General features: G+C 38.9%; 22 protein-coding genes. 18 read left to right on the forward strand and 4 right to left on the reverse strand.

What is annotated here, in order from left to right:
* Nucleotides 1-10: 10 nt before the first annotated feature.
* Entirely contained in the window at nt 11-268 is a 258-nt protein-coding gene (locus tag MNY28_RS01010; protein WP_346388623.1) for an EscU/YscU/HrcU family type III secretion system export apparatus switch protein, read from the reverse strand.
* Complete coding sequence (locus MNY28_RS01015; RefSeq protein ID WP_346388624.1) at nt 265-1,197, reverse strand: flagellar hook-length control protein FliK; 933 nt, start codon at nt 1,195-1,197, stop codon at nt 265-267. The genes MNY28_RS01010 and MNY28_RS01015 overlap by 4 nt, the downstream gene beginning before the upstream one ends.
* A 259-nt stretch (nt 1,198-1,456) precedes the next feature.
* Here MNY28_RS01015 and MNY28_RS01020 point away from each other — a divergent pair, with 259 nt between their 5' ends.
* The 11 genes from MNY28_RS01020 to MNY28_RS01070 all read left to right on the forward strand — a co-directional run bounded on the left by MNY28_RS01020 (nt 1,457) and on the right by MNY28_RS01070 (nt 13,911).
* Nucleotides 1,457-1,885, forward strand: coding sequence for a hypothetical protein (locus tag MNY28_RS01020; protein ID WP_151900580.1), 429 nt, complete (start codon nt 1,457-1,459; stop codon nt 1,883-1,885).
* Nucleotides 1,885-2,403, forward strand: coding sequence for a thiamine phosphate synthase (locus tag MNY28_RS01025; protein WP_346388625.1), 519 nt, complete (start codon nt 1,885-1,887; stop codon nt 2,401-2,403). Before MNY28_RS01020 ends, MNY28_RS01025 begins: the two co-directional genes overlap by 1 nt.
* A 71-nt stretch (nt 2,404-2,474) precedes the next feature.
* Nucleotides 2,475-3,071: a TetR/AcrR family transcriptional regulator gene (locus tag MNY28_RS01030; protein ID WP_346388626.1), complete on the forward strand. Its 597-nt coding sequence runs from the start codon at nt 2,475-2,477 to the stop codon at nt 3,069-3,071.
* Nucleotides 3,049-3,954, forward strand: coding sequence for a hydrogenase (locus tag MNY28_RS01035; RefSeq protein ID WP_151900577.1), 906 nt, complete (start codon nt 3,049-3,051; stop codon nt 3,952-3,954). The genes MNY28_RS01030 and MNY28_RS01035 overlap by 23 nt, the downstream gene beginning before the upstream one ends.
* The gene (locus tag MNY28_RS01040; protein ID WP_346388627.1) at nt 3,932-5,233 is read left to right on the forward strand and encodes a nickel-dependent hydrogenase large subunit; all 1,302 of its coding nucleotides are present in this window, start codon (nt 3,932-3,934) and stop codon (nt 5,231-5,233) included. The genes MNY28_RS01035 and MNY28_RS01040 overlap by 23 nt, the downstream gene beginning before the upstream one ends.
* 135 nt (nt 5,234-5,368) lie before the next feature.
* Nucleotides 5,369-6,604, forward strand: coding sequence for a hydrogenase small subunit (locus MNY28_RS01045; protein WP_151900575.1), 1,236 nt, complete (start codon nt 5,369-5,371; stop codon nt 6,602-6,604).
* Nucleotides 6,604-8,382 carry a nickel-dependent hydrogenase large subunit gene (locus MNY28_RS01050; RefSeq protein WP_346388628.1) on the forward strand — a complete coding sequence of 593 codons (1,779 nt, stop codon included), beginning with the start codon at nt 6,604-6,606 and terminating at the stop codon, nt 8,380-8,382. The genes MNY28_RS01045 and MNY28_RS01050 overlap by 1 nt, the downstream gene beginning before the upstream one ends.
* Nucleotides 8,383-8,393: 11 nt before the next feature.
* On the forward strand, nt 8,394-9,128 hold the full coding sequence (locus tag MNY28_RS01055; RefSeq protein WP_151900573.1) for a cytochrome b/b6 domain-containing protein: 735 nt from the start codon (nt 8,394-8,396) through the stop codon (nt 9,126-9,128).
* A 41-nt stretch (nt 9,129-9,169) separates the two neighbouring features.
* Nucleotides 9,170-11,095, forward strand: a complete 1,926-nt coding sequence (locus tag MNY28_RS01060) for a hypothetical protein (RefSeq protein ID WP_346388629.1) — start codon at nt 9,170-9,172, stop codon at nt 11,093-11,095.
* Nucleotides 11,073-13,361: a carbamoyltransferase HypF gene (hypF, locus tag MNY28_RS01065; RefSeq protein ID WP_346388630.1), complete on the forward strand. Its 2,289-nt coding sequence runs from the start codon at nt 11,073-11,075 to the stop codon at nt 13,359-13,361. The genes MNY28_RS01060 and hypF overlap by 23 nt, the downstream gene beginning before the upstream one ends.
* Complete coding sequence (locus tag MNY28_RS01070; protein ID WP_346388631.1) at nt 13,354-13,911, forward strand: hydrogenase maturation protease; 558 nt, start codon at nt 13,354-13,356, stop codon at nt 13,909-13,911. The genes hypF and MNY28_RS01070 overlap by 8 nt, the downstream gene beginning before the upstream one ends.
* A 68-nt stretch (nt 13,912-13,979) precedes the next feature.
* Here MNY28_RS01070 and MNY28_RS01075 read toward each other — a convergent pair whose 3' ends face one another.
* The gene (locus MNY28_RS01075) at nt 13,980-14,516 is read right to left on the reverse strand and encodes a HyaD/HybD family hydrogenase maturation endopeptidase (RefSeq protein WP_346388632.1); all 537 of its coding nucleotides are present in this window, start codon (nt 14,514-14,516) and stop codon (nt 13,980-13,982) included.
* Nucleotides 14,513-15,070 (reverse strand): transposase, encoded by a 558-nt coding sequence (locus tag MNY28_RS01080; RefSeq protein WP_346388633.1) that lies wholly within the window; start codon nt 15,068-15,070, stop codon nt 14,513-14,515. The genes MNY28_RS01075 and MNY28_RS01080 overlap by 4 nt, the downstream gene beginning before the upstream one ends.
* Before the next feature lie 244 nt (nt 15,071-15,314).
* On the opposite strand from MNY28_RS01080, the gene MNY28_RS01085 reads away from it, so the two are divergent.
* From MNY28_RS01085 to MNY28_RS01115, 7 genes are all read left to right on the forward strand, one after another.
* Nucleotides 15,315-15,956: a hypothetical protein gene (locus tag MNY28_RS01085; RefSeq protein ID WP_346388634.1), complete on the forward strand. Its 642-nt coding sequence runs from the start codon at nt 15,315-15,317 to the stop codon at nt 15,954-15,956.
* A 9-nt stretch (nt 15,957-15,965) separates the two neighbouring features.
* Nucleotides 15,966-16,745 (forward strand): hydrogenase nickel incorporation protein HypB, encoded by a 780-nt coding sequence (gene hypB / locus MNY28_RS01090; protein ID WP_151900566.1) that lies wholly within the window; start codon nt 15,966-15,968, stop codon nt 16,743-16,745.
* A 1-nt stretch (nt 16,746) separates the two neighbouring features.
* Nucleotides 16,747-17,037 (forward strand): HypC/HybG/HupF family hydrogenase formation chaperone, encoded by a 291-nt coding sequence (locus MNY28_RS01095; protein ID WP_151900565.1) that lies wholly within the window; start codon nt 16,747-16,749, stop codon nt 17,035-17,037.
* Nucleotide 17,038: 1 nt separating this feature from the next.
* On the forward strand, nt 17,039-18,184 hold the full coding sequence (gene hypD / locus MNY28_RS01100) for a hydrogenase formation protein HypD (protein ID WP_151900564.1): 1,146 nt from the start codon (nt 17,039-17,041) through the stop codon (nt 18,182-18,184).
* Complete coding sequence (gene hypE / locus MNY28_RS01105; protein WP_346388635.1) at nt 18,181-19,179, forward strand: hydrogenase expression/formation protein HypE; 999 nt, start codon at nt 18,181-18,183, stop codon at nt 19,177-19,179. Before hypD ends, hypE begins: the two co-directional genes overlap by 4 nt.
* Nucleotides 19,180-19,273: 94 nt before the next feature.
* The gene (htpX, locus tag MNY28_RS01110; protein ID WP_346388636.1) at nt 19,274-20,137 is read left to right on the forward strand and encodes a protease HtpX; all 864 of its coding nucleotides are present in this window, start codon (nt 19,274-19,276) and stop codon (nt 20,135-20,137) included.
* A 3-nt stretch (nt 20,138-20,140) separates the two neighbouring features.
* Entirely contained in the window at nt 20,141-21,256 is a 1,116-nt protein-coding gene (locus MNY28_RS01115) for an FAD-dependent oxidoreductase (protein WP_346388637.1), read from the forward strand.
* The last annotated feature ends 8 nt before the right edge of the window (nt 21,257-21,264 follow it).

Raw genomic sequence — 21,264 nt, forward strand, 5'->3', positions numbered from 1 at the left:
CTTAATTTGTTTATGATTTTTCTCTTGTAACTGAATAAACAAAGCTAAAAACTTCAGCGATAGCCTTATACATCTGCGGAGGTATTTCTTTGTCAAGTTCCACCTTGGACAACAGTTCCACTAAATCTTCGTCTTTTTTGAGAGGAACACCGTTTTCTTTGGCAAGCTGAATGATTTTTTGTGCAGTTTTTCCTTCCCCTTTGGCACTTACAAGAGGTGCCTGGTCTTTTTCTTTGTTGTATTTGAGTGCGACTGCTTTTTCTTTCATGCTTTTAGCTCAAATCCCATTTCCAGGTCGTCATTTATTTGTTTTTCATAATCATTTTGCTGCACGTTAACAAAGCGAATCTCTTTTGGCAGGATGTTTACATGTAAGAGCTGTTTTTTCAGGTTTTGCAGATTGCTTTGCAGGAGAGATTTCAGTGTTTTGTTTTGGGTACTTATATTGATACTGAGTTGATTGTCCTGAAAAAGTGCCAGTCTCAGGTCAAGCTCTCCGTAGTTTTTGAGCTGCAAATGGATATCGCAAAAAAATTTATTGTTTTTTGCATTTTTTACAGTTATATTCCCCTCTTCAAGTTCATCCCATACATAAGGGAGATAAAGTGATGAGGCATTTTCCAGGTGCGAAAGCAGTTGGCTGTAATCTATCTGAAGCAGAAGTTTATCTATATGTTTGAGTATTTCGTGTTTATTTGGCTGTGATGAATTTGTTAATGCTTCATGGGTTCGCAAAAGAACAGCCTTCAAGTCCGATGAAAAAAGTTCTTTTGGGTTTTGTGAATTTTTTATGTTTGCTTCTAAAAAAATACCGGAATTTTGCAGTTTTGTTTTTAGCTCTTTTGGGTTTATCTCTTTGATATCTGTTAAAAAACCTTCAAGTGTTTTTTCCAAGGGCAGCGGATTTTTGTTCTGTTGTAAGGTCTGTAAGAGTTCTTTGAGTGTCGAGTTTATGTTTGTCAAATTTTTCAGTGTCGGATTGTTCTGCAGCAAATCAAGCAAAAGTTTGTCCTGTTTTGCTGTTGAATTGACAGAGCGTTGCAATAAAGCTTCTAAGACGGAGCCCAAATCTTTTGACTGTGTCAGCGTCTGCATCTCCTGAGGCGAGGCACTTTTCAACACCTCCGCCAATGCTTTGTTAGTGTTTGGAAGGATTACATGTAACTGTTTGGAGGAGGCATTGTTTAATTTTATCATAGTATAAGTTTATCATACTTGAGTATAATACGCAAAAAACAGATGTTTTCTCGGAACCGGTACTTCAGTGCCGGCTGAGAGTGGCAAGATTATTGCAACAGCCGGCACTGAAGTACCGGTTCCAAAAAATGCTTAACTTAAGGGTAGTGAGGTTTTAATCTAGGCTTTAGTCTTTAAAGCCTAAAAGACGAAGCGAAAGCATCGTTTCCCGAAAACATAAGAACTTTTACAAAAATTATAAAAAACAGAGAGAGAAAAAATGGATAAAAAAATAGAAAAGATTTTAGATATCTGGCATAAACATTTTGCAAAAGAAGCAAATCAGTACTCCGAATATGAACCCTCGGATATTGAATACTTTGTAGGCTGTATGCTGTATAACCATTTCGCTTTTTCCAAAGCACATCACAACCTTAAAACTATGGATTTGAGTTATGATTTTTTGTCTGCCTGCGGGGATGAATATGAGATGATACAAAAGATGATAGCCGAGATAAAGTTTGAAGATGAAACAGAAGCTTTGGCATTTTTACAAAATTATATAGAAGAAGCAAAAGCAAAATATACAAAACCCGAACTTTATTTGCTTGACAGGCTGGATTATCATGTCAGTGCAATGGCAGAGCGTTATGCAAAAAATGTGGATGTGCAGAAAATAGATTTTCAAAATCCTTTGTTGAAAAAATAATGAAAAAGTACCTCATAACATCCGCTCCTTCTTATTTTCAACTCAGAAAATATATGCCTGATTTTGCACTCTACCGTGACAAAGAGAATGAAAACTACGCCATAGAAGCACAAAACTTTGTGCAGATGTGCAAGCCCCTGCACGAACTCAAGGTGTTTTTGCATCAAGAATATAACTTGGCTAAGGAATTGGGTGCAGATGGTGTGCATTTGACATCACAACAGTTTGATGATATTGCAAAGGCAAAAGAACTGGGGCTTGAAGTCATCATCAGCACACATACGCATGATGAAGTACATGTAGCCGAGGCGATGGGAGCTGATTATGTGACGTACAGTCCCGTATTTTCGTCTCCGGACAAGGGTGAACCCAAAGGTGTGCAGGATTTACAAAGCATAGCAGGGATGACAGATGTCAAAATTTTTGCCCTTGGCGGGATTGTCACGCAAGAGCAGATTGATGCGATAAGTGAAACAAAGGTCTACGGCTTTGCTTCTATACGTTACTTTTTAGGCTGATTTAGGTAGATGATTTTTGCACTTACACTGATAAGGTGCTATAATCAGAAAATATAATTATTGGGAAGAGTATGGCAAGAACAACAAAAGAAGAGCGTAAAAACGGAATAATTTCTGCGGCACTGGAACTTTTTTCTGAAAACGGATTTTATATTACCACCATTCCTGACATAGCGAAAAAAGTAGGTATGAGTGTCGGCAACTTTTATAACTACTTTAGTTCAAAAGATATTTTGGCAAAAGAACTCATTATGTATATCTCTGAATATTTAGGCAAAAATATCCGTGCTATCAATGAGAGTGATATAAACACAGAGGAAAAAATTGAAAAAATTGTCTCCATGTATTTTGATACGGCCAAAGAGAGACCGGAAATGATAGAATATTTTTTGCGTGTCTATCTTTCAAACAGGGAAGTGTTTAAAGACGGATGTGAGGGAATGATATGTGTTTCTCCTTTTATTACGGAAATGATGATATTTTTTGAAAACGGTGTGGCTTCAGGTGAGTTGCATGATCAGGATTTCTTCTCAGCTTTTGGGCTTTTCATGGGCTATCTGGGCGGTATGGTATTTCTTTACGGTGAGAAAATTCTTCCTGAACCATTGGATGATTATAAACAGTCAATTTCTGAGAACATTTATAATGCACTCAAAACAAGAACATAAATTAAAGGTTTTTTGGCTGCAGGGCCTTACATGTAACGGGAATGCCCACTCTTTTTTAAATCTGGATTATTTAGGCGAACTTTTAGAAAAGACAGAATTTTTACAGCATCCCCTTTTACCCTCAAAATACGCTTTAAGCGAAATGGCAGAGTGCAAAACAGGCTGTGATGTTTTGATATTTGAAGGGGCATATGATCCGTCTTTAAAAAGGGCAGGTGTTTTTGTAGACAAAATACTCCGCCATTATGCAAAAAATGCCAAATACATTATAGCAGTCGGTACCTGTGCCAGTTTTGGCGGCATATTCAAGGCAACTTCTCCCCAGACAAATTCCGGTATACTTTTTAATGAAGCAGAAAAAAACGGTCCTCTGCAGGAATATAATGCAAAAATAATCAACCTGTCCGGGTGCCCGGTTCATCCGGAGTGGCTGGGTTTCACACTGAATATGATTATTGACAGGCGCAAGATTGTTCTTGATGAAGAGCACAGACCACAAGAACTTTACAGCTCCCTGGTGCATCACGGCTGCACACGAAACGAATATTTTGAGTGGAAAGTGGATGCAAACCATTTTGGAGAAAAAGAAGGCTGCCTGTTTTACAAGCAGGGTTGTCGTGCACCGATGACACACGGGTCATGCAATACAATTCTCTGGAATGGTGTGAACTCCAAAACAAGATCGGGAACACCCTGCTTTGGCTGTACAGAGAGTGACTTTCCAAGAACAAATCTTTTTGAGACAAAAACAAATATGTCCATACCGGCAGATGCTCCTGTCGGTGTACCAAAGAGAGCCTACCTGACTGTAACAGGTATTGCAAAAACATTCCACATAAAACGACTTGAGGAGCCTCTGATTGATTACAAAAACAATACTTGAACAGATAGAGGGTGAAGCATCGCTCTATTTTGATATGAAAGGCAATATCGTCGATTTTGTAACCATAGCCTTTCCGCATTTCAGAGGTATGGAAAAGATGCTTGAGGGCAAAAATGCTATGGATGCTTTGGTAATTACCCCAAGAGTGTGTGGTATTTGCGGGCATTCCCATCTTTTGGCAAGTGTGCGGGCAATAGAAGATGCTTATAAAAACAGCGATTCTGTTGTTGAGATAACAAACAAAGCAGCAAAGGTACGTGAAATAACACTGGTTTTAGAAATTATTCAAAACCATCTGAAATGGATTTATTTGGTGCTTGTTCCGCACCTCAGAGAACTTTCAGAGTCCGAAGAACTGCTCAATACTCCTCTTAAAGGTGCCTATGGTGCATCATTGGCAACAAAAATCCTGGCAATTTTTGCCGGACAGTGGCCGCATTCCTCTTATATGGTTCCCGGAGGGATTACAAGTGATTTTACCTATGTGGACCTTACAAAGGCAAAAAGTCATTTGCAAAAACTGACAGAGTATTTTGAAGCAGAGACTTTAGGCGTGAGTGTTGAGGAGTTTTTATCTTTTGAATCATGTAAAGACTTTGCACCGCTTGAGAGTGATTTTGCAAAAATTGAGCAGTTATTGATAGATTTGGAGATGCACAAAAAAGGTCATGCAAAAGATACATTTTTAAGTATAGGCATACATGAGTTTTCTCATGCTGCAAAAGTAAAAGGGACGAAGCTTTTCAAGGTAGCTTCCAGATATGTAGAGACACAGGATGCCTATGCGCCGGATGAGAAAAGTTATGCAAAAAATGCGCTTTATAAAAATCAGTTTTACGAAACAGGTCCGCTTGCACGTTGCATGGCAAAAGAGTTTAAACTCATAAAAAATATGCACAGAAGATTTAAAGACAGTGCCTATACCCGTGTTATGGCACGCATTTATGAAACTGCACACCTTCTTGCGTTTTGTAAAAAACTTTTAGATGAGATAAATATCAGTGAAGCATCCTGTAGAGAGACTATTCCTCTTAAAAACATCTCAGGAACGGGAGAAGGTGTTGTGGAAGCACCCAGGGGACCGTTAATTCACAGAGTACAAATAAAAGAGGGTATTATAAAGTCTTATGAAATCATCACTCCGACACAGTACAATATAGCAAGCGCTACAAAAGAAAATCCTTCCCCAGCACAACAGGCAATGCTGCATTGCTCACAGGCAGATGCAAAATTCATATTTCGCACTTTTGATGTCTGTTCTGTGTGTACTACTCACTAGTTCAGACAGCTGTTTAGTTCTAAAACCATATAAGAAAAATATAAATTTAGTTCAATTTAATAAATATTATATTTGTTTAAGTTATTCTTTTGTAAGATAGTGAATGATTATTCATTTATAGAGAAGGAGTCAGCTATGGCGGATAGAATTGAAGGTGTAAAAAAACTCTTTACATCAAAAAGTGCACGCGTTGAGACAAACAAAGGGGATGCTTATTATGAAAAGCTGTTTGAGAAGTGTCAAGCCCGTATTGAAGAGTTAAAGACGCAACAACCGATTAATAACAGATTGGACATTACTGATGTTTTGGAGATGCAGGGAATTGAGAGAAGGGATTTTTTAAAGTGGGCAAGTGCAGTAACCGGTATGCTTATGCTTCCGGCTTCTTTTACTCCGCTTGTAGCTGACGCTGCGCTGCTTATGAACAGAGCGCCTGTTATCTGGCTGGAACTCTCAGACTGTGCCGGAAACTCTGAGGCATTACTGCGTTCAGACGGACCGAAAATTGATGAAATTGTGCTTGATATCATCTCTTTGGAGTTTCATGAAACACTTCAGGCTGCTGCAGGACATCAGGCTGAAAAACAGCTTGAAGATGCGATGGAGACTTTCAAAGACAAATACCTTCTGTTTGTTGAGGGAGCGGTACCGCTTGGTATGAACGGACAGTTTGGAACTATAGGTGCAAGCGGTGAGACTATGCATGACCACTTGTTGCGTGTGGCAAAACATGCAGCTGCTGTTGTTGCAGTCGGAAGTTGTGCGACTTTTGGAGGAGTGCCTGCGGCTGCTCCAAATCCGACAGGTGCGGTAGGTGTGATGGATGTCATACAGGGCAAACCTCTTATCAACATTCCTGCCTGTCCTGCCAATCCTGCAAATATGGTAGGGGTTATCTTACACTACATCCTAACCGGACAGGTTCCGGAACTGGATTCACTGCTTCGTCCGAAGTTTGCTTTTGGTTATAGAATTCATGACAACTGCGAAAGACGGGCACACTTTGATGCAGGTGAGTATGTGGAAGAGTGGGGTGACGAGGGTGCAAAAAACAACTTCTGTCTCTACAAAGTCGGCTGTAAAGGTCCAATGACATTTAACAACTGTTCCATAGTAAGATATAACGAGGGTGTGAACTGGCCTGTTGGTGTGGGCCGCGGATGTATCGGCTGTTCAGAACCGGATTTCTGGGATAAATATGCGTATGAGAGACCAATGGCAGATGCAAAAATTAAAGCACCTACCGGCGGTGTGGAAAAAACTGTTGATGAGTTTGGTTTGGGACTCTTGACCGCAGCGGGCATAGGTATAGGTATTCATGCAGTGGCCAGTGCAGTAGCAGGAAAGAAAGAAGATGGAGGAGAAGCATAATGGCAAAGAAACATATAGTAGTTGACCCTATAACAAGAATTGAGGGTCATTTAAGAATAGAGGCAATTATAGATGAGAACAATACAATTGTAGATGCGTATGCTTCCTCAACACTCTTTAGAGGGATTGAGACAATTTTAAAAGGCCGTGATCCACGCGATGCGGGATTGTTGGCTATGCGTATCTGTGGTGTTTGTACGGGAACGCATTATCAGCGAAGTATTGAGGCAGTAGAAGATGCTTTTGACATTACTGTTCCTAAAAATGCGCGTTTGGTGCGTAACCTTATTCAGGGGGCACTCTATATGCATGACCATTTGGTGCATTTTTATCACCTGCATGCACTTGACTTTGTGGATGTTGTTTCAGCACTCTCGGCAGATCCGAAAAAAGCGGCAAAAGAAGCAGAAAAATGGGCTGCAGTAGCCGGAACAGTCCCGTATGAAGGATATGGAGATCTCAAAGAGGTCCAAGAGAGAGTAGCCAAGTTTGTCAAACAGGGCCGTCTTGGAATTTTCGGGAATGGTTACTGGGGGAACAAACATTATAAACTGACTCCGGAACAAAACCTCATTGGTGTTGCGCATTACCTCAAAGCACTGGATATTCAAAGAGATATGGCAAAAATGCAGGCTATATTTGGCGGGAAAAATCCGCATCCTCAGTCTATAGTTGTCGGTGGGGTGACCTGTGTGCAGGATATTCAAAATCCTGCAAGAATTGCTTTGTTTAAACAGCTTTTGCAAGATACCACAAAGTTTGTCAAGCAGGCCTACCTTCCGGATGTTTATATGGCTGGAACAATGTATGCCGATGAGGCAACGGATTCGAAAGCAACATTTACTGAACTTATGCAGGGTAAAGGTGTCGGCGGAACCGGCGGAGGTCTGCTTAACTATATGACCTATGGTGATTTCAGACTTGATGATACCGGTTTTTACAAGGCAAAAACACTTTTTCCAAGCGGACTGGTTTATGGTGGTGATTTGTCAAAAGTTGAAGATGTTGATCCGCAAAAAATTGCAGAAGATGTTACACACTCATGGTATGCAGGTACAGGAAAACCCGAACATCCGTATGATGGTACAACCATTCCTGAATATACCGGACTTGATAAAAAAGAGGATGGCATAGCTTACCTTAAAACTGATGAGAAATACTCCTGGATCAAATCTCCGATTTATAATGATACCCGTGTTGAAGTTGGACCTTTGGCACGTATGGTTGTCGGTGTTGCCAAAAAAGATGAGAGAATAACAAAATATGTCATGAACTTCTTAAAACGCGGTAATTTACCGACAGCGGTACTCTTTAGTACAGTCGGACGTACAGCAGCCCGTGCTATTGAGACAGAGCTTATGGCTGATGTTATGGTTGAGTGGGTAGATGAGTTGGCTGCAAATGCTGCAAGCGGAGATTTGCGAACATGGACAGAGTTTGATTTTGACAAAGTAAGTGTGAAGACAAAAGGAATGGGACTTGCCGAAGCACCTCGCGGAGCGCTCGGTCACTGGGTGAGAGTAGAAAACGGAAAAATTTCAAATTATCAGGCAGTAGTGCCTTCAACATGGAATGCTGCACCACGGGATTACAAAGGCCGTTTGGGAGCATACGAAGCAGCACTTATCGGTACAAAGGTGGCTGATCCCGGACAGCCTCTGGAGATTATACGTACCATTCATAGTTTTGATCCTTGTATCGCGTGTGCAGTGCATGTTGTTGATACAAAGGGTAAGGAACTCGGTGTCTATAAAATAGATACCGGTTGCAGTATCTAAGGAGAACAATTATGAAACCTAAATACAAACAAGTCAAAAGGATGACAGCTTTTATGCGGCTCAACCACTGGGTTGTCGCATTCAGCATGGTAGGTGCGGTGGTAACCGGACTCTATATAGGGCATCCTTATTATCAGACACTGATTGCTGAGCCTGCTGTTATGAAGTATGTGATGGCATGGAACCGATGGGTGCATTTTATGATTGCAATCATATTTGACGTCAGCAGTATTGTCATTGCGTATCTTTATTTCTTTTCAAGATTTGAAAAGCCATATAAAAAGATCATCCCGACGGCAGGAAACATCAAAGAGTTTTTTGAAGTAATCATCAACCTTGTTATGCTGAACCGCCGTAAAAAGTTTGATTCTACTCACAGTGACAGTTTCAATACTGTTTTCTTTTTGCTGTTTCATTTAATGCTTGCATGGATGCTTTTGACAGGACTGCAACTCTATGTACACGGGCTTGAATCCGGGCTGAGTTCTATAGGGTCATGGTGGCCCTGGATGTTGCATTTGGTGACAGACTGGACCCTGCCGGTTTCATCATGGATGATTGGTTCAACGGCAACGGGAACAAATATCATGGATGTGCGCATAGTGCATCACATGACTATGTGGTTTATCCTTTCCTGGGTGGCTTTTCATATCTATTATCAGGTATGGCGTACCATATTTTGGAAAGAGGGAGACATTGGTATTGTTGTCAGCGGTACCAAATTTGTTAAAGAGAAAGAAGCATAGCGCTTCTTTCTGACACAGAAAAATCATTTTAAAGGCATTCAATGGCATTCATCTTGGAATTACACACAACATCTTCTCAAAACTATCTTTATAATACAGTCGTATCTATTGTAAAAACCTGTGATATTGTTGCGGACATATCGCAAAGAGAAGGAAAAATCATTTGTGCTTTTGCATCAGAACATGAAAATCTACAAGCGTGTCTTGATACAATTGCACAAAAACTGCCGGCTTCCATCTTTTTAAAAGCTTCCAAAAGTTATGCAAACGAGGAAGAAGTCTCTTCGAAGACAGAATTAAAAAATGAATACCCTTTAAACCTGGGACTTTGCCCCTCCTGTCAAAAAGAGATGTTTGATGTAAGCTCACGCAGATATTACTATCCTTTTACATCATGCAGCTGTTGCGGAGGCAATTACAGTTTTTTACATGCCTATCCCTATGAGCGAAAAAACACCTCTATGAAATTTGTTGTTCCCTGTGCATCGTGTAAGGAAGAGATGCAAAGTGCCGGTTTGAGAGAATCGCATCACATTAACAGCTGCCAGGAGTGTGGTGTGCCGGTACGTCTTGTGAACAAATCGAGTGAACGCTATGCCAATGATGCAGGAAGTTTTCGTACGATGTTTGAGGTGGCGGCAAAAGCACTCAATGATGATAAAAAGCTGCTCATAAAAACAACGATGGGATATCGTCTTTTTTACAAAGCCGATACAATGCATGATGACTCCGTGCTTATGATGATAAATGCGGCCAAAATAACAGACCATCTCTCCTTGATTACAGAGGAGTTTAATGCGCTGCTTGGTATTGAGCGACCGATCTTACATGTAACGCTTAAAAATGAAGCACTTAAAGAAAAGCTTGGACGCAATACTGCCTATGTAAAGTATCCTGATGATGGATTTTGTATTTTGTTGGGAGCAGAATTGCAAAAACTTGGCGTAGATTTTATTGCCTATGAAGATGCTGATGCTGCCTGTGAGGCTGATATGCTGATGGATTATGACCTTGAAATCAATCCGCAAAAAGACATGAGAGTCTTTTTAAACAAAGATGTCTCTTTTATTGCCCAGGGAGAGAGAGTCTCTTTCCCTTCACATAATCTGAAAAAACGAAATGTTTTGTCTATCGCTGACGAATATATCGGCTTTGCAAAAGAAAATCAGATGTTTTTTGATAAAATGCAACACTTTGACTCTTTACATGTAGAGCAAGTAAATGTCATAGAGGGGACAGAAGAAGTGTATCATCCAAATCAGCATATTTTTATGCCCGAAGAGGCTTCTTTTATGTCTGTGATTGCAGAACATGAGGTATTCGGACAAAAATGTGTCGGAGCCTATTTTGACGAAGAACCCTCTTTTTTGTATTATGACGGTAAAAATGTTCTCAGAGTTGTGCCTCCCAAGGCTTTTGATGGCAAAAACATCATAGAAGATATAAAAAATCTCAGAGAAGGGTCTGACAGACTTGTTGTCAATTTGGAAAAAAACATGCCCCGCATTTATAAAAAGCTGCTTCATCTGCAAAAGAAAAAAGATGTGAAGCTTTTTGAAGCAGTGGCAATTTTACTCGGAATTGAAGATGAAACAATGCGGGGCGTTGTCAATGAAGCGATGAAATTTGTAGGCAAAGGCGGTATCCAAATTGACACCCATGTAAGTGACAACCGTTTTGACCATGCGGCTTTTCTCTCAAGCATTATCTCATACCAGTTGGCTGATGTAAGTACTTCTATCCTCGCTTATTCCATATTTGAGAGTTTTGGGGATTATTTTAATGATATTTTACAGGAACTCAAATCCAAAACAAAAGCCCAACACATTGTACTGTGCGGAACACATTTTTCAAACCAGTCACTTTTTTCAAGAATGCAAAGAAACTTGAAAATGTCTCCGCCTCTTATGAACATGAATTATCCAATTGGCAAGGAGAGTGCTGTTGTCGGCGGAGTCTATCTGTAGAAAAAAGATATATATCAGCGGTATTGTTCAAGGCGTTGGATTTCGCCCGTTTATTTATGCCTTAGCCAACAGGTACAGGTTATGCGGCTTTGTTTTTAATGACGGCAATGGCGTTGTTGTTGAAGTACAGGGGGAAAACGAGACGCTTCTTGAATTTATCAAAGAGATCGATTTTTCAGCGCCGCCTTTGAGTAGAATAGATACGCTTGGCATTGAAGATATACAGCTCAAAAGTGATGATGGTTTTAGTATTGTAAAATCTAAAGATAGCGCTCTTTCAACAATGCTGAGCCCGGATATGACACTGTGTGATGACTGCAAGCGTGAAATGTTTGATAAGAAAAACCGCCGTTACATGTATCCTTTTATCAACTGTATCAACTGCGGACCGAGATATACCATTATAAAAAATCTTCCATATGACAGAAAAAACACCTCAATGCAAAACTTTACAATGTGCAATACATGTAAAGAGGAGTATGAGGACCCGACAAATCGCCGTTATCATGCGCAGCCGATTTCCTGTTATGACTGTGGACCAAAGTTGGAATTTGTATCTTTAATGGAAGAGTGTCAGGCTCAGAACAATGAGGCTGTAGAAAAAATATGTGAGTGTATAAAATCCGGTAAAACAGTGGCTGTCAAAGGACTGGGCGGCTTTCATCTTGTATGTGATGCAAGAAATGAAGAAGCAGTGATGCTTTTGAGAATTAACAAGCACAGACCAAGCAAACCGTTGGCTGTAATGTTTGAAAATATAGAGTCTTTACAAAAAATCTGTCAAGTTTCCAAGCGTGAAAAAGAACTCATAGTTTCAAAAGAGCGTCCCATTGTTTTGGTAAAAAAGAAAAGGCAGCAACAGGTATTATGCAAATACATTGCTCCGAATATAGACAAAATCGGTGCGTTCCTTCCCTATACACCCTTACATGAATTGATTTTAAAAAAACTCAAATTCCCCATAGTAGCCACAAGTGCAAATTTAAGTGATGAACCGATTATTCAAGATCAAAAAGAACTCTTTAAAAAATTGCCCCTTGTTGTGGAAGTATCGCTTAACCATGACCGTGAGATTATTAACGGCTGTGATGACAGTGTTATGATGCAGATTGCCGATCAAAATATCACATTACGGTTGGCACGGGGTTTTGCCCCACTGAGTTTTGTAACAAAGATACAAAAGAGTAAAAAAATCCTGGCACTCGGTGCACAGCAAAAAAGTACAATTACTTTGGCTTTTGAGGGAAATATTGTTATGTCACCTCATATCGGGGATTTAAATACAGTTGGGGCTATGGAGTATTTCAGGCAGACTGTGCAAACTTTTCAAAGACTTTATAATTTTCAGCCTGACATCATTGTATGTGACAAACATCCAGGATATGAAACAACAAAATGGGCCAAAGAGTACATACAAAATCATCCCTTATGTGAACTTATACAGCTGCAGCATCATTATGCGCATGCTTTGGGTACGATGGCAGAGTATGCTTTGGATGAAGAAGTTTTGGCATTTTGTTTTGACGGTACAGGTTTTGGAGACGATGGAGTGTTATGGGGCGGTGAAGTGCTTTTGGCAACACCAAAAGCGTACAAAAGAGTCTGCCATATGGAAGAATTTTTTTTGATAGGGGGTGAAAAAGCGATAAAAGAACCAAAGAGAGTTGCTCTTTCCCTTTTGTTTGATATTTTTTCTCTTGAGGAAATAAAGAGTATGCCCAATGATTTTGTATCTTCTTTGGATAAAAAGGAGATACAAACGCTCTACCTCATGCGAAACAGGAGTATAAACTCTATACAGACTACTTCTGTGGGAAGACTCTTTGACGCTGTATATGCCTTGTGTGGTTTTTTGAATCCTTTAGGACACGAAGGAGAGAGCGGGATGATTATGGAGAGTCTTGCACGCGAATTTAAAACAAGAAAGAAGTATACTTTTGAGGTAAAAGATGATGTGATATCTTGTAAAAATCTTATCAAGGAGATACTTGCCGAAGAGAAAAAAGAGCTAATACCGGCAAAATTTATAAATGCTCTTGCTGCGATGATAATACAAATCAGCTTACAACATAAAAACAAAAGAGTAATACTCAGCGGAGGCGTTTTTCAAAACAGTTATTTACTGGAAAAAGTTGTGTCTCTTTTTCAAAAAAATCATATTAAATATAATATTGCATCAAAAGTACCGGTAAATGACGGTGGTATATCACTGGGGCAGGCCTATTATGCATTACATCAAAACAGTATCAAGGAAAATTATGAATAAAAAAGTAGCACTTATCGGAAGCGGCAATGCATTTTTTAAAGATGAAGGGGCCGGTCTGTATGCCGGAAAGTTTTTAAAAGAAAATTTTGATTTTGAACCGGAAATCGAAATAGTCGATGGAGGGACACTGGGCTTTAGACTAATGCCTCTTTTGCAGGAATATGATGCAGTCATTATTGTAAATACAGCCTCTGATAATATGAAAAAAACAGGAGAGATCAGTGTAAAAACAACTGATGAATTTTTAGACGGAGAGCTTGTCAAAAAAACTGCCAATGAAGTCGAAATTGCCGAAATGCTGCAAATTTGTTCTATGAGTGAAAAAATGGCAGAGACAACGGTCATCAGTATCGTTCCAGAGGATATTATATCGGTAGAAGTGGCATTGAGCGAAGCTCTTGAGTCGCATTGGCAAAACTATATCAGTGTTATTTTACAGACCTTGGAAAATATGGGCATTGTTGTGAAGGAAAAAGAAAAAAGATGCTCTTTGAAAGATATTTTGCATATATTTGCCAATCCGAGTATAGAATTTAATCGTGGTTTTTAACAGGAATATAAGATATATCCACAACTCCTGTAATTCCTCAAAGTTCAAAGCAAATTATTGCATCTGCATTATCGACTTACCGGGTTTTTGAAACTTTCAATAATAGCTTCCAATGAGACAGGATGTTCATTTTTACTTACTTGAATTCCCTCTTTTTGCAAGACAGTAATGACAGTATCAATATATGTACTAAAAGTCTCCTGCATAGTCATACTTAATCCTATGCATACATCAATTTTTTGTGGCACTATACCGATGATACTCGATTTAGGGATCTCTTTTCCCATAAGTTCTAAAATATCAAAACACTGCAACACACCTATTTCATGTGCTCCGCCGGAATTGAGACCATATCCTGTAAGTTCTTTGGAAGGTATATGGTAGATACTGCCGGGTTTGTCATCTATCTCAATGGCATCAAGAATGATGATATGTTTATACTCCATAAAAAGATTTAAGAGATTTATGCCTTCAACACCGCCGTTGACAATATCTGTCTGCGGAGAAAATGTGTAGTTTTTTTCCAGGTATTGTGAAGCATAGACAGCTACACCATCATCAAATTCTAAAATGTTTCCTACGCTCAGGAGTGCCAATTGTTTCATGTCTGCTCTTTAAAATAATTTTGTATGAGAAGTTCTAAAGCTTCTTCTTTTGAATAATTGAATTTAAATTCAAACTCTTTGAGATAATAGTCAAAAAGTTTATGGGAAACACCTTTATATACAAGAATCGATTTTTCAAAATATTTCCAAAAATCAAGAATTTTGTTTTCTTTGTTTGAAAGTCGGATGAGTTTGCTTGCTCTTTGAAATTTTTTAAACTCTTTGGTATACGTATCTTCAAGGTTGTCTTCTAGAAACTGATTTTTATATTTTTGCAAAGAGGGCATTAAAAGTGTATAAATATATCCATTATAGTCAAAAGTCAAAAAATTGTATGCATCAAAGATGGCACCGCTTTTATGCTTTTTTGATTTTTCTATATAAAAATATTCTTCATATTCTACGGCATTGTCTCTTATTTTCATATAATGTTCTTCACTGATATTTGCACAAAGCATTCTGAAATCCTGATAATAGTTTTTTGCACAGACATAAGAGATATGCAGCAGTTTCGATGCATCTAAAGCACTTTTGTTGTCTAAAAAAGCCTCCATCAGAAAAAGTACTGTATTTACTCTTTTTATTGAAAGCTTTTTTTTGCATTGTGAACATTTGATATTGTGTGAATGCAGACGATACATGTAACCACCGCAATATAAACATTCGGTTTGCCATTGCATTGTAACTCCAAAGTTCTAAAATTATATAAGAAATACTGCTTTTTAGCTTTCTTTTACATAATATAGTATAAAATCTTTTAAACCTGAATAAACATTCATTTTTAAAGGATAAAACTTTATGGAATTAGGATATATGATAATCTTCTATTACGGGATACTTCATGCGTTTGGGCCTGACCATTTAACAGCTATTGCGGATTTTTCTATCGGAAAGTCTATGAAAAAAACCATGATGATTACAGTTATGTTTGCATTTGGCCACGGATTGACACTTTTTATGTTTGCAAAGATCTTAGAGGTGTATCGATTGCCTGAGGCAATAACTGCATATGGGGATATTATCTCTTCAACTGTTATTATCGGAATGGGAATATATCTTTTGTATATGGTCTATACGGACAAAATCCATCTCAACAAACATATGCATGACGGAAAAGAACATATTCATATCTATTTTGGAAAAGAGCATACACATACCGAAAATATAGAAACAGCATCAGCATGGACCATGGGAGCGCTGATGGGTATGGGCGGAGTACGAGGTATGCTTGTTACTCTTGGTGCTCTTCATGACAAGAGTATAAATTTTGAGATGATACTCTTTTTTATAGCAGGGGTAAGTATTGTGTTTGTTTCTTTCGGAGGCATTATTTTATATCTCAACAAAGAATTTTTGACAAACAAAAAGAATGTAAGAAAAGTATTTACAACAGCCGGTTTCATATCGGTTCTTGTAGGTGCTGATATGTTATTAGGATAAGGAGAAGATATGTGTGCAGATTGCGGATGCAGTATAACAGGAACAACTTTAGGAGATGGGCATCACCATCATCACGACCATAGCCATGAACACCAGGCAGCACATGAAACACTGCATCATAACCCACAGCTCAATGATTCTAAAACGATTAGTGTCATTACAAAAATTTTAGATAAAAACAATCATGAAGCAGGACATAACCGTGCCCATTTTGATAAACACAATGTCTTGAGTATTAATCTGATGAGCAGCCCGGGAAGCGGAAAAACAACACTTTTGGAGAATATGGCTGATATGGCTGATTTTAAGTTTGGAGTCATCGAGGGTGATTTGGAAACAAGCAGAGATGCTGAGCGGATTAAAGCAAAAGGGATACCGGCATATCAGATTCAAACAGGCAGTGCCTGTCATTTGGATGCTTTTATGGTACATAAGGGTCTGCATGAAATGCCTCTTGAGGAGATTGATGTCTGTTTTGTGGAAAATGTCGGCAATCTTGTCTGTCCTGCATCTTATGATGTCGGTACACATCTGAATATTGTCCTTGTTTCGGTTCCTGAGGGAAGCGACAAGATAGAAAAATATCCTGTAATGTTTCGTCAGGCTGATTTGATACTTATTACAAAAACGGATTTGCTTGAGCATTTTGAGTATGATGTGGAACATGAAAAAAATGAAGCACGAAAAATCAAGCCAAATGTAGATATTTTGGAAGTAAATATCAAAGACAAAGCCTCCGTTGAAAAAGTGATAGACTGGATAGAGTTTAAAAGAAAGATGAGAGGGTAATATGTGCTTATCAATACCAAGCAAAGTAGTAAAGATAGACAAAGAGCGTAATGTTGCGGTTGTTGATACTATGGGTATCACAAGAGAGGCAGGACTCGAACTTATGGAAGAAGATGATGTACAAATCGGTGATTATGTATTATTGCATATCGGTTTCATTATGAACAAAATAGATGAAGAGGATGCCCTCGAATCACTCAGAGTTTATAATGAAATTTTAGAAAAACTTGATGAGGAAGAGCGGCGTTCTTTGGTTGAAGAGGATGATAACTGTCCAAACAGAGGTGCATAAAATGAGCCAACTCCAGTTAAAAGATCTGTATGACGGTTTTCGAAATCCTGAGGTAATCGAGGGTTTTGCAAAACTTATAAACGAAGAGGCAAAAAAACTTCCAAAACCGGTTAATATCATGGAAGTCTGTGGCGGTCATACACACTCTATCATGAAATTTGGTCTCCCGCAGCTTCTGCCAAAAAATATAAACTTTATCCACGGACCGGGATGTCCTGTATGTATTATGCCAAAAGAACGGATTGATCATGCCTACATATTGGCAGAGCTTGATGATACGATTTTGGTAACACTCGGTGATATGATAAAAGTACCCGGAAGCCACGGCAGTCTGCAGGATGCTCGGGCAAAAGGTGCGGATGTGCGTTTTGTCTATTCTCCGCTTGATACACTCAAAATTGCTCAGGAAAATCCGGATAAAAAAATAATCTTTTTTGCCATCGGTTTTGAGACAACAACGCCTATGACAACTTCACTTATAGATATTGTGATAAAAAAAGAGATAAAAAACATTTTCTTTCATATCAACCATGTCACGGTTCCTGAAGTCATGGTGGAGCTTATAGACAGCAGAGATGAACATGTAGACAGCTATAACAACAGAATTGATGCTTTTTTGGGGCCTTCACATGTAAGCGTTATAACGGGAAGTAAAATTTACGAAAAATTTCCAAAAAAGTATAATCGACCTGTAGTTGTAGCAGGGTTTGAGCCGGTCGATGTCATGGAAGCTATCTTGATGATAGTCAGACAGTTCAATGAAGGCAGATGCGAACTTGAAGTGGAGTACAAACGACTTGTTTCGTATGACGGCAATAAAAAAGCACAGGCACTTATAGAGAAGTATTTTGAAAAAGCCTCTCTTTTTAAATGGCGGGGACTTGGAAATATTCCCGATAGCGGATACAGACTCAAAGACGAATATGCTTATCTTGATGCGGAACATATTTATGCTGATATTTTACCAAAAGAGGAGATAGAGGACCATAAGCTTTGTATCTGCGGTGATATACTTCGAGGAATGGCAAAACCAAACGAATGTACGATCTTTGGTACAGCCTGCAAACCGCAGACACCGCTTGGCAGCTGTATGGTCAGCAGTGAAGGTGCCTGTGCGGCGTATTATAAATATGGAAATCTATTATGAACAAACAGATAACTTTGGCCATGGGTAACGGCGGAGAAGAGAACAACGAGCTTATCTCCAAAATTTTTTACAAAGCGTTTAAAAATGAGATATTGCAAAAGAGTGAAGATGCCGCGGTGATACATGGCGGCGAACTTGCATTTTCTACAGACAGTTTTACGGTAAGCCCTCTTTTTTTTCCGGGAGCAGATATAGGAAAGCTGGCTGTATGCGGTACATGTAACGATCTTGCCATGATGGGTGCAAAGCCGAAATATCTTACATGCAGTGTTATTATAGAAGAGGGGTTTTCAACCCGTGAACTTGAAAAAATAGTGCGCAGTATGAAAAAAGAGCTTGAAGTCAATGGTGCTGTAGTTGTCAGTGGTGATACAAAAGTTGTTCCCCGTGGCAGTGTTGACAAAATCTTTATCAATACAACAGGAATAGGAGAAATCCAAAAAAAAGGGATAAGCTCCAACAATATCACAACTGATGATGTTATTTTGCTGAGTCGTGATATTGGGTGTCATGGTGCAGCCATCTTTTGTGCCCGTGAGGGAATAGAACTCTCAACTGCTTTAGAGAGTGATTGTGCATCACTGACCCATCAGGTGCAGGCTTTGCTCGATGCAGGTGTGAAAGTCACTGCTATGCGGGATGCAACGCGTGGCGGAGTCAGTGCCGTACTGAATGAATGGGCAAAACAATCCAATATCTGTATAGAAGTGCAAGAAGATGCTGTTCCTGTTTCGCAAGAGGTAAACGGAGTATGTGAGATGTTGGGGTTTGAAGCACTCAACCTTGCAAATGAAGGTACTTTTGTTTTGGCAGTGAAAAAAGAAGATGAGCAAAAAGCACTTGATATACTGCATGGTTTTGAAAATTCCAAAAATGCTGTTACAATTGCCAGTGTCACCCAACAATACAGTCAAAAAGTTATATTGTTAAGCCCGTACGGAACAAAAAGGTTTTTAGATACCCCTACAGGGGAACTTTTGCCCCGTATCTGTTAAGGGTTTTTAGAGGCGCGCTTAAGCTACTTATGTAGCAAAAGAGCATAAAAAAAGAAGCTACAATAAATTATAATTTTTTTATAAAGGGAAAACTATGTCTTTAATCATGTTAATAGTAATGAACCTGGCTGTTATGGCATCACTGTATGTAGCACTTTTTATTCTAAGCAGTTTTTTTGGTATTTATATTGATCAACAGAGTATGAGTGGGCTTTTTATGATGGCTGCACTTTTTGGTTTTGGTGGAAGTTTTATTTCTCTTTTTATGTCAAAATGGATGGCTGTCAGAGGCATGGGTGTGGAGCTGATAGATACACCGCAAAACAGTTTTGAAGAGTGGCTTTTGGGTACAATTCACAAGCTTTCAGTTGAGGCAAATATAGGTATGCCGGAAGTTGGTATATTTGATGCACCACCGAATGCGTTTGCAACAGGCTGGGATAAAAACAATTCTCTTGTTGCTGTGAGTACCGGACTTATTGAGAGTATGGACAAAGATGAAATAGAGGGCGTTCTTGCACATGAGATAAGTCATATAAAAAATGGTGATATGGTTACGATGACACTTATGCAGGGAGTTTTGAATACTTTTGTCATATTTGTCTCCCGTTTACTTGCTTCCATGGTTGCGCGGGACAGAAACGGCAATACAAATCATATGATGTATTTTGCGATAAGTTTTGCCTTAGAGATGATTTTTTCTCTGTTTGCTACTGCTATACTGATGTGGTACTCAAGACACAGAGAGTATCGTGCAGATGAAGGGGCTGTTGATTTGAGCGGACCACAGGGAATATACTATGCACTGGCGAAATTAGGGCGTATTCCAAAAGAAGAATTGGCACTCAGCGATGATTACAGAGCATTTGGAATAGTCGGATTTTTAGGAAGTTTTTTTGCCTCACACCCTCCTATAGAAGCACGACTTGAACATATACAGGAATACAGCAGAAGGTAACAGATGAACAGAAAAAAAAGAGTTATTATTCTCGGTGGTGGCTATGGCGGTATCAAAACACTGGAAACTTTGGCCAACAATGAAAACATCGAGGTAACGCTGATAGATAAAAACCGCTATCATTATCTGCAGACAGAAAGTTATAATCTTGTTGCATTGAACAGTTCTTTGGATGATATCATCATCCCTTTGGACAGTCTTGTCAAAGGGATAGATAAAAATTTTTGTTTTATCCAGGATGAAGTTTTCAAGGTGGATACACATAGGGTTACATGTAAAGAAGGAGAATATTTTTTTGACTATCTCATAATAGCAGTAGGGGTAAAGACACTGCTTCCTTCTATTTTTAAAAATGATCATCTTTTTGAAGTTAAAAATCTCTCAAATGCTTTGCATTTGAAACAATCTTTTGAGGACACCATCGTAAAACATCTCAAAAAAGAGAAAAAAAATACGAACATAGTTGTTATCGGCGGCGGTTCGAGTGGTGTTGAGATTGCTGCTGAGATGCAAAACTATCTTTTAAAATCAAATTTGGCACAGGAGATACAAATCTCTTTGATTGCAGATGCTTTTTTGAGTGAACTTGATGAACACTCCAGAAAAAAAGCACTGCAAACTTTACAAAACAGCAGCATACGCATACTGCAAAAAATGGTACAAAAAGTTGAAGCAAACAGCTTGCACCTTGAGGATGAGCTCATAGAGTTTGATTTTGGGGTTGTAGCCATTGGACTCGAAGTAAGTGAATTTATAAAAAATCTTGGCTTTGAAAAAGAGAAAAATCTTTTAAAGGTTGATGAGTATCTGCGAGTAGATGAACATATATTTGCTATCGGGGATTGTGCATTTTTAAAAGACAAAACAGGTGAACCGTTACCGCAAACCGCGCAAACCGCAGAACAAAGCGGAGTCATCGCTGCAAAAAATATCCTCCGTACAATCAAACAAAAACCGCTTATCAAAGCAAACATAAAAATTTACGGTCTGGCCATAGCCCTTGGAGGAAAATTTGCCATTGCAACAGCATCATTTGTAAAAGTAGATGGAATACTCGGGTATTTGGGAAAAAAAGCGATAGAACAGTTTTACAAAATTCCGCTTAAGTTGAAGTCATAAGTTTTTTT

The organism is Sulfurimonas sp. NWX367 (assembly GCF_039667065.1).
Taxonomy (GTDB): domain Bacteria; phylum Campylobacterota; class Campylobacteria; order Campylobacterales; family Sulfurimonadaceae; genus Sulfurimonas; species Sulfurimonas hydrogeniphila.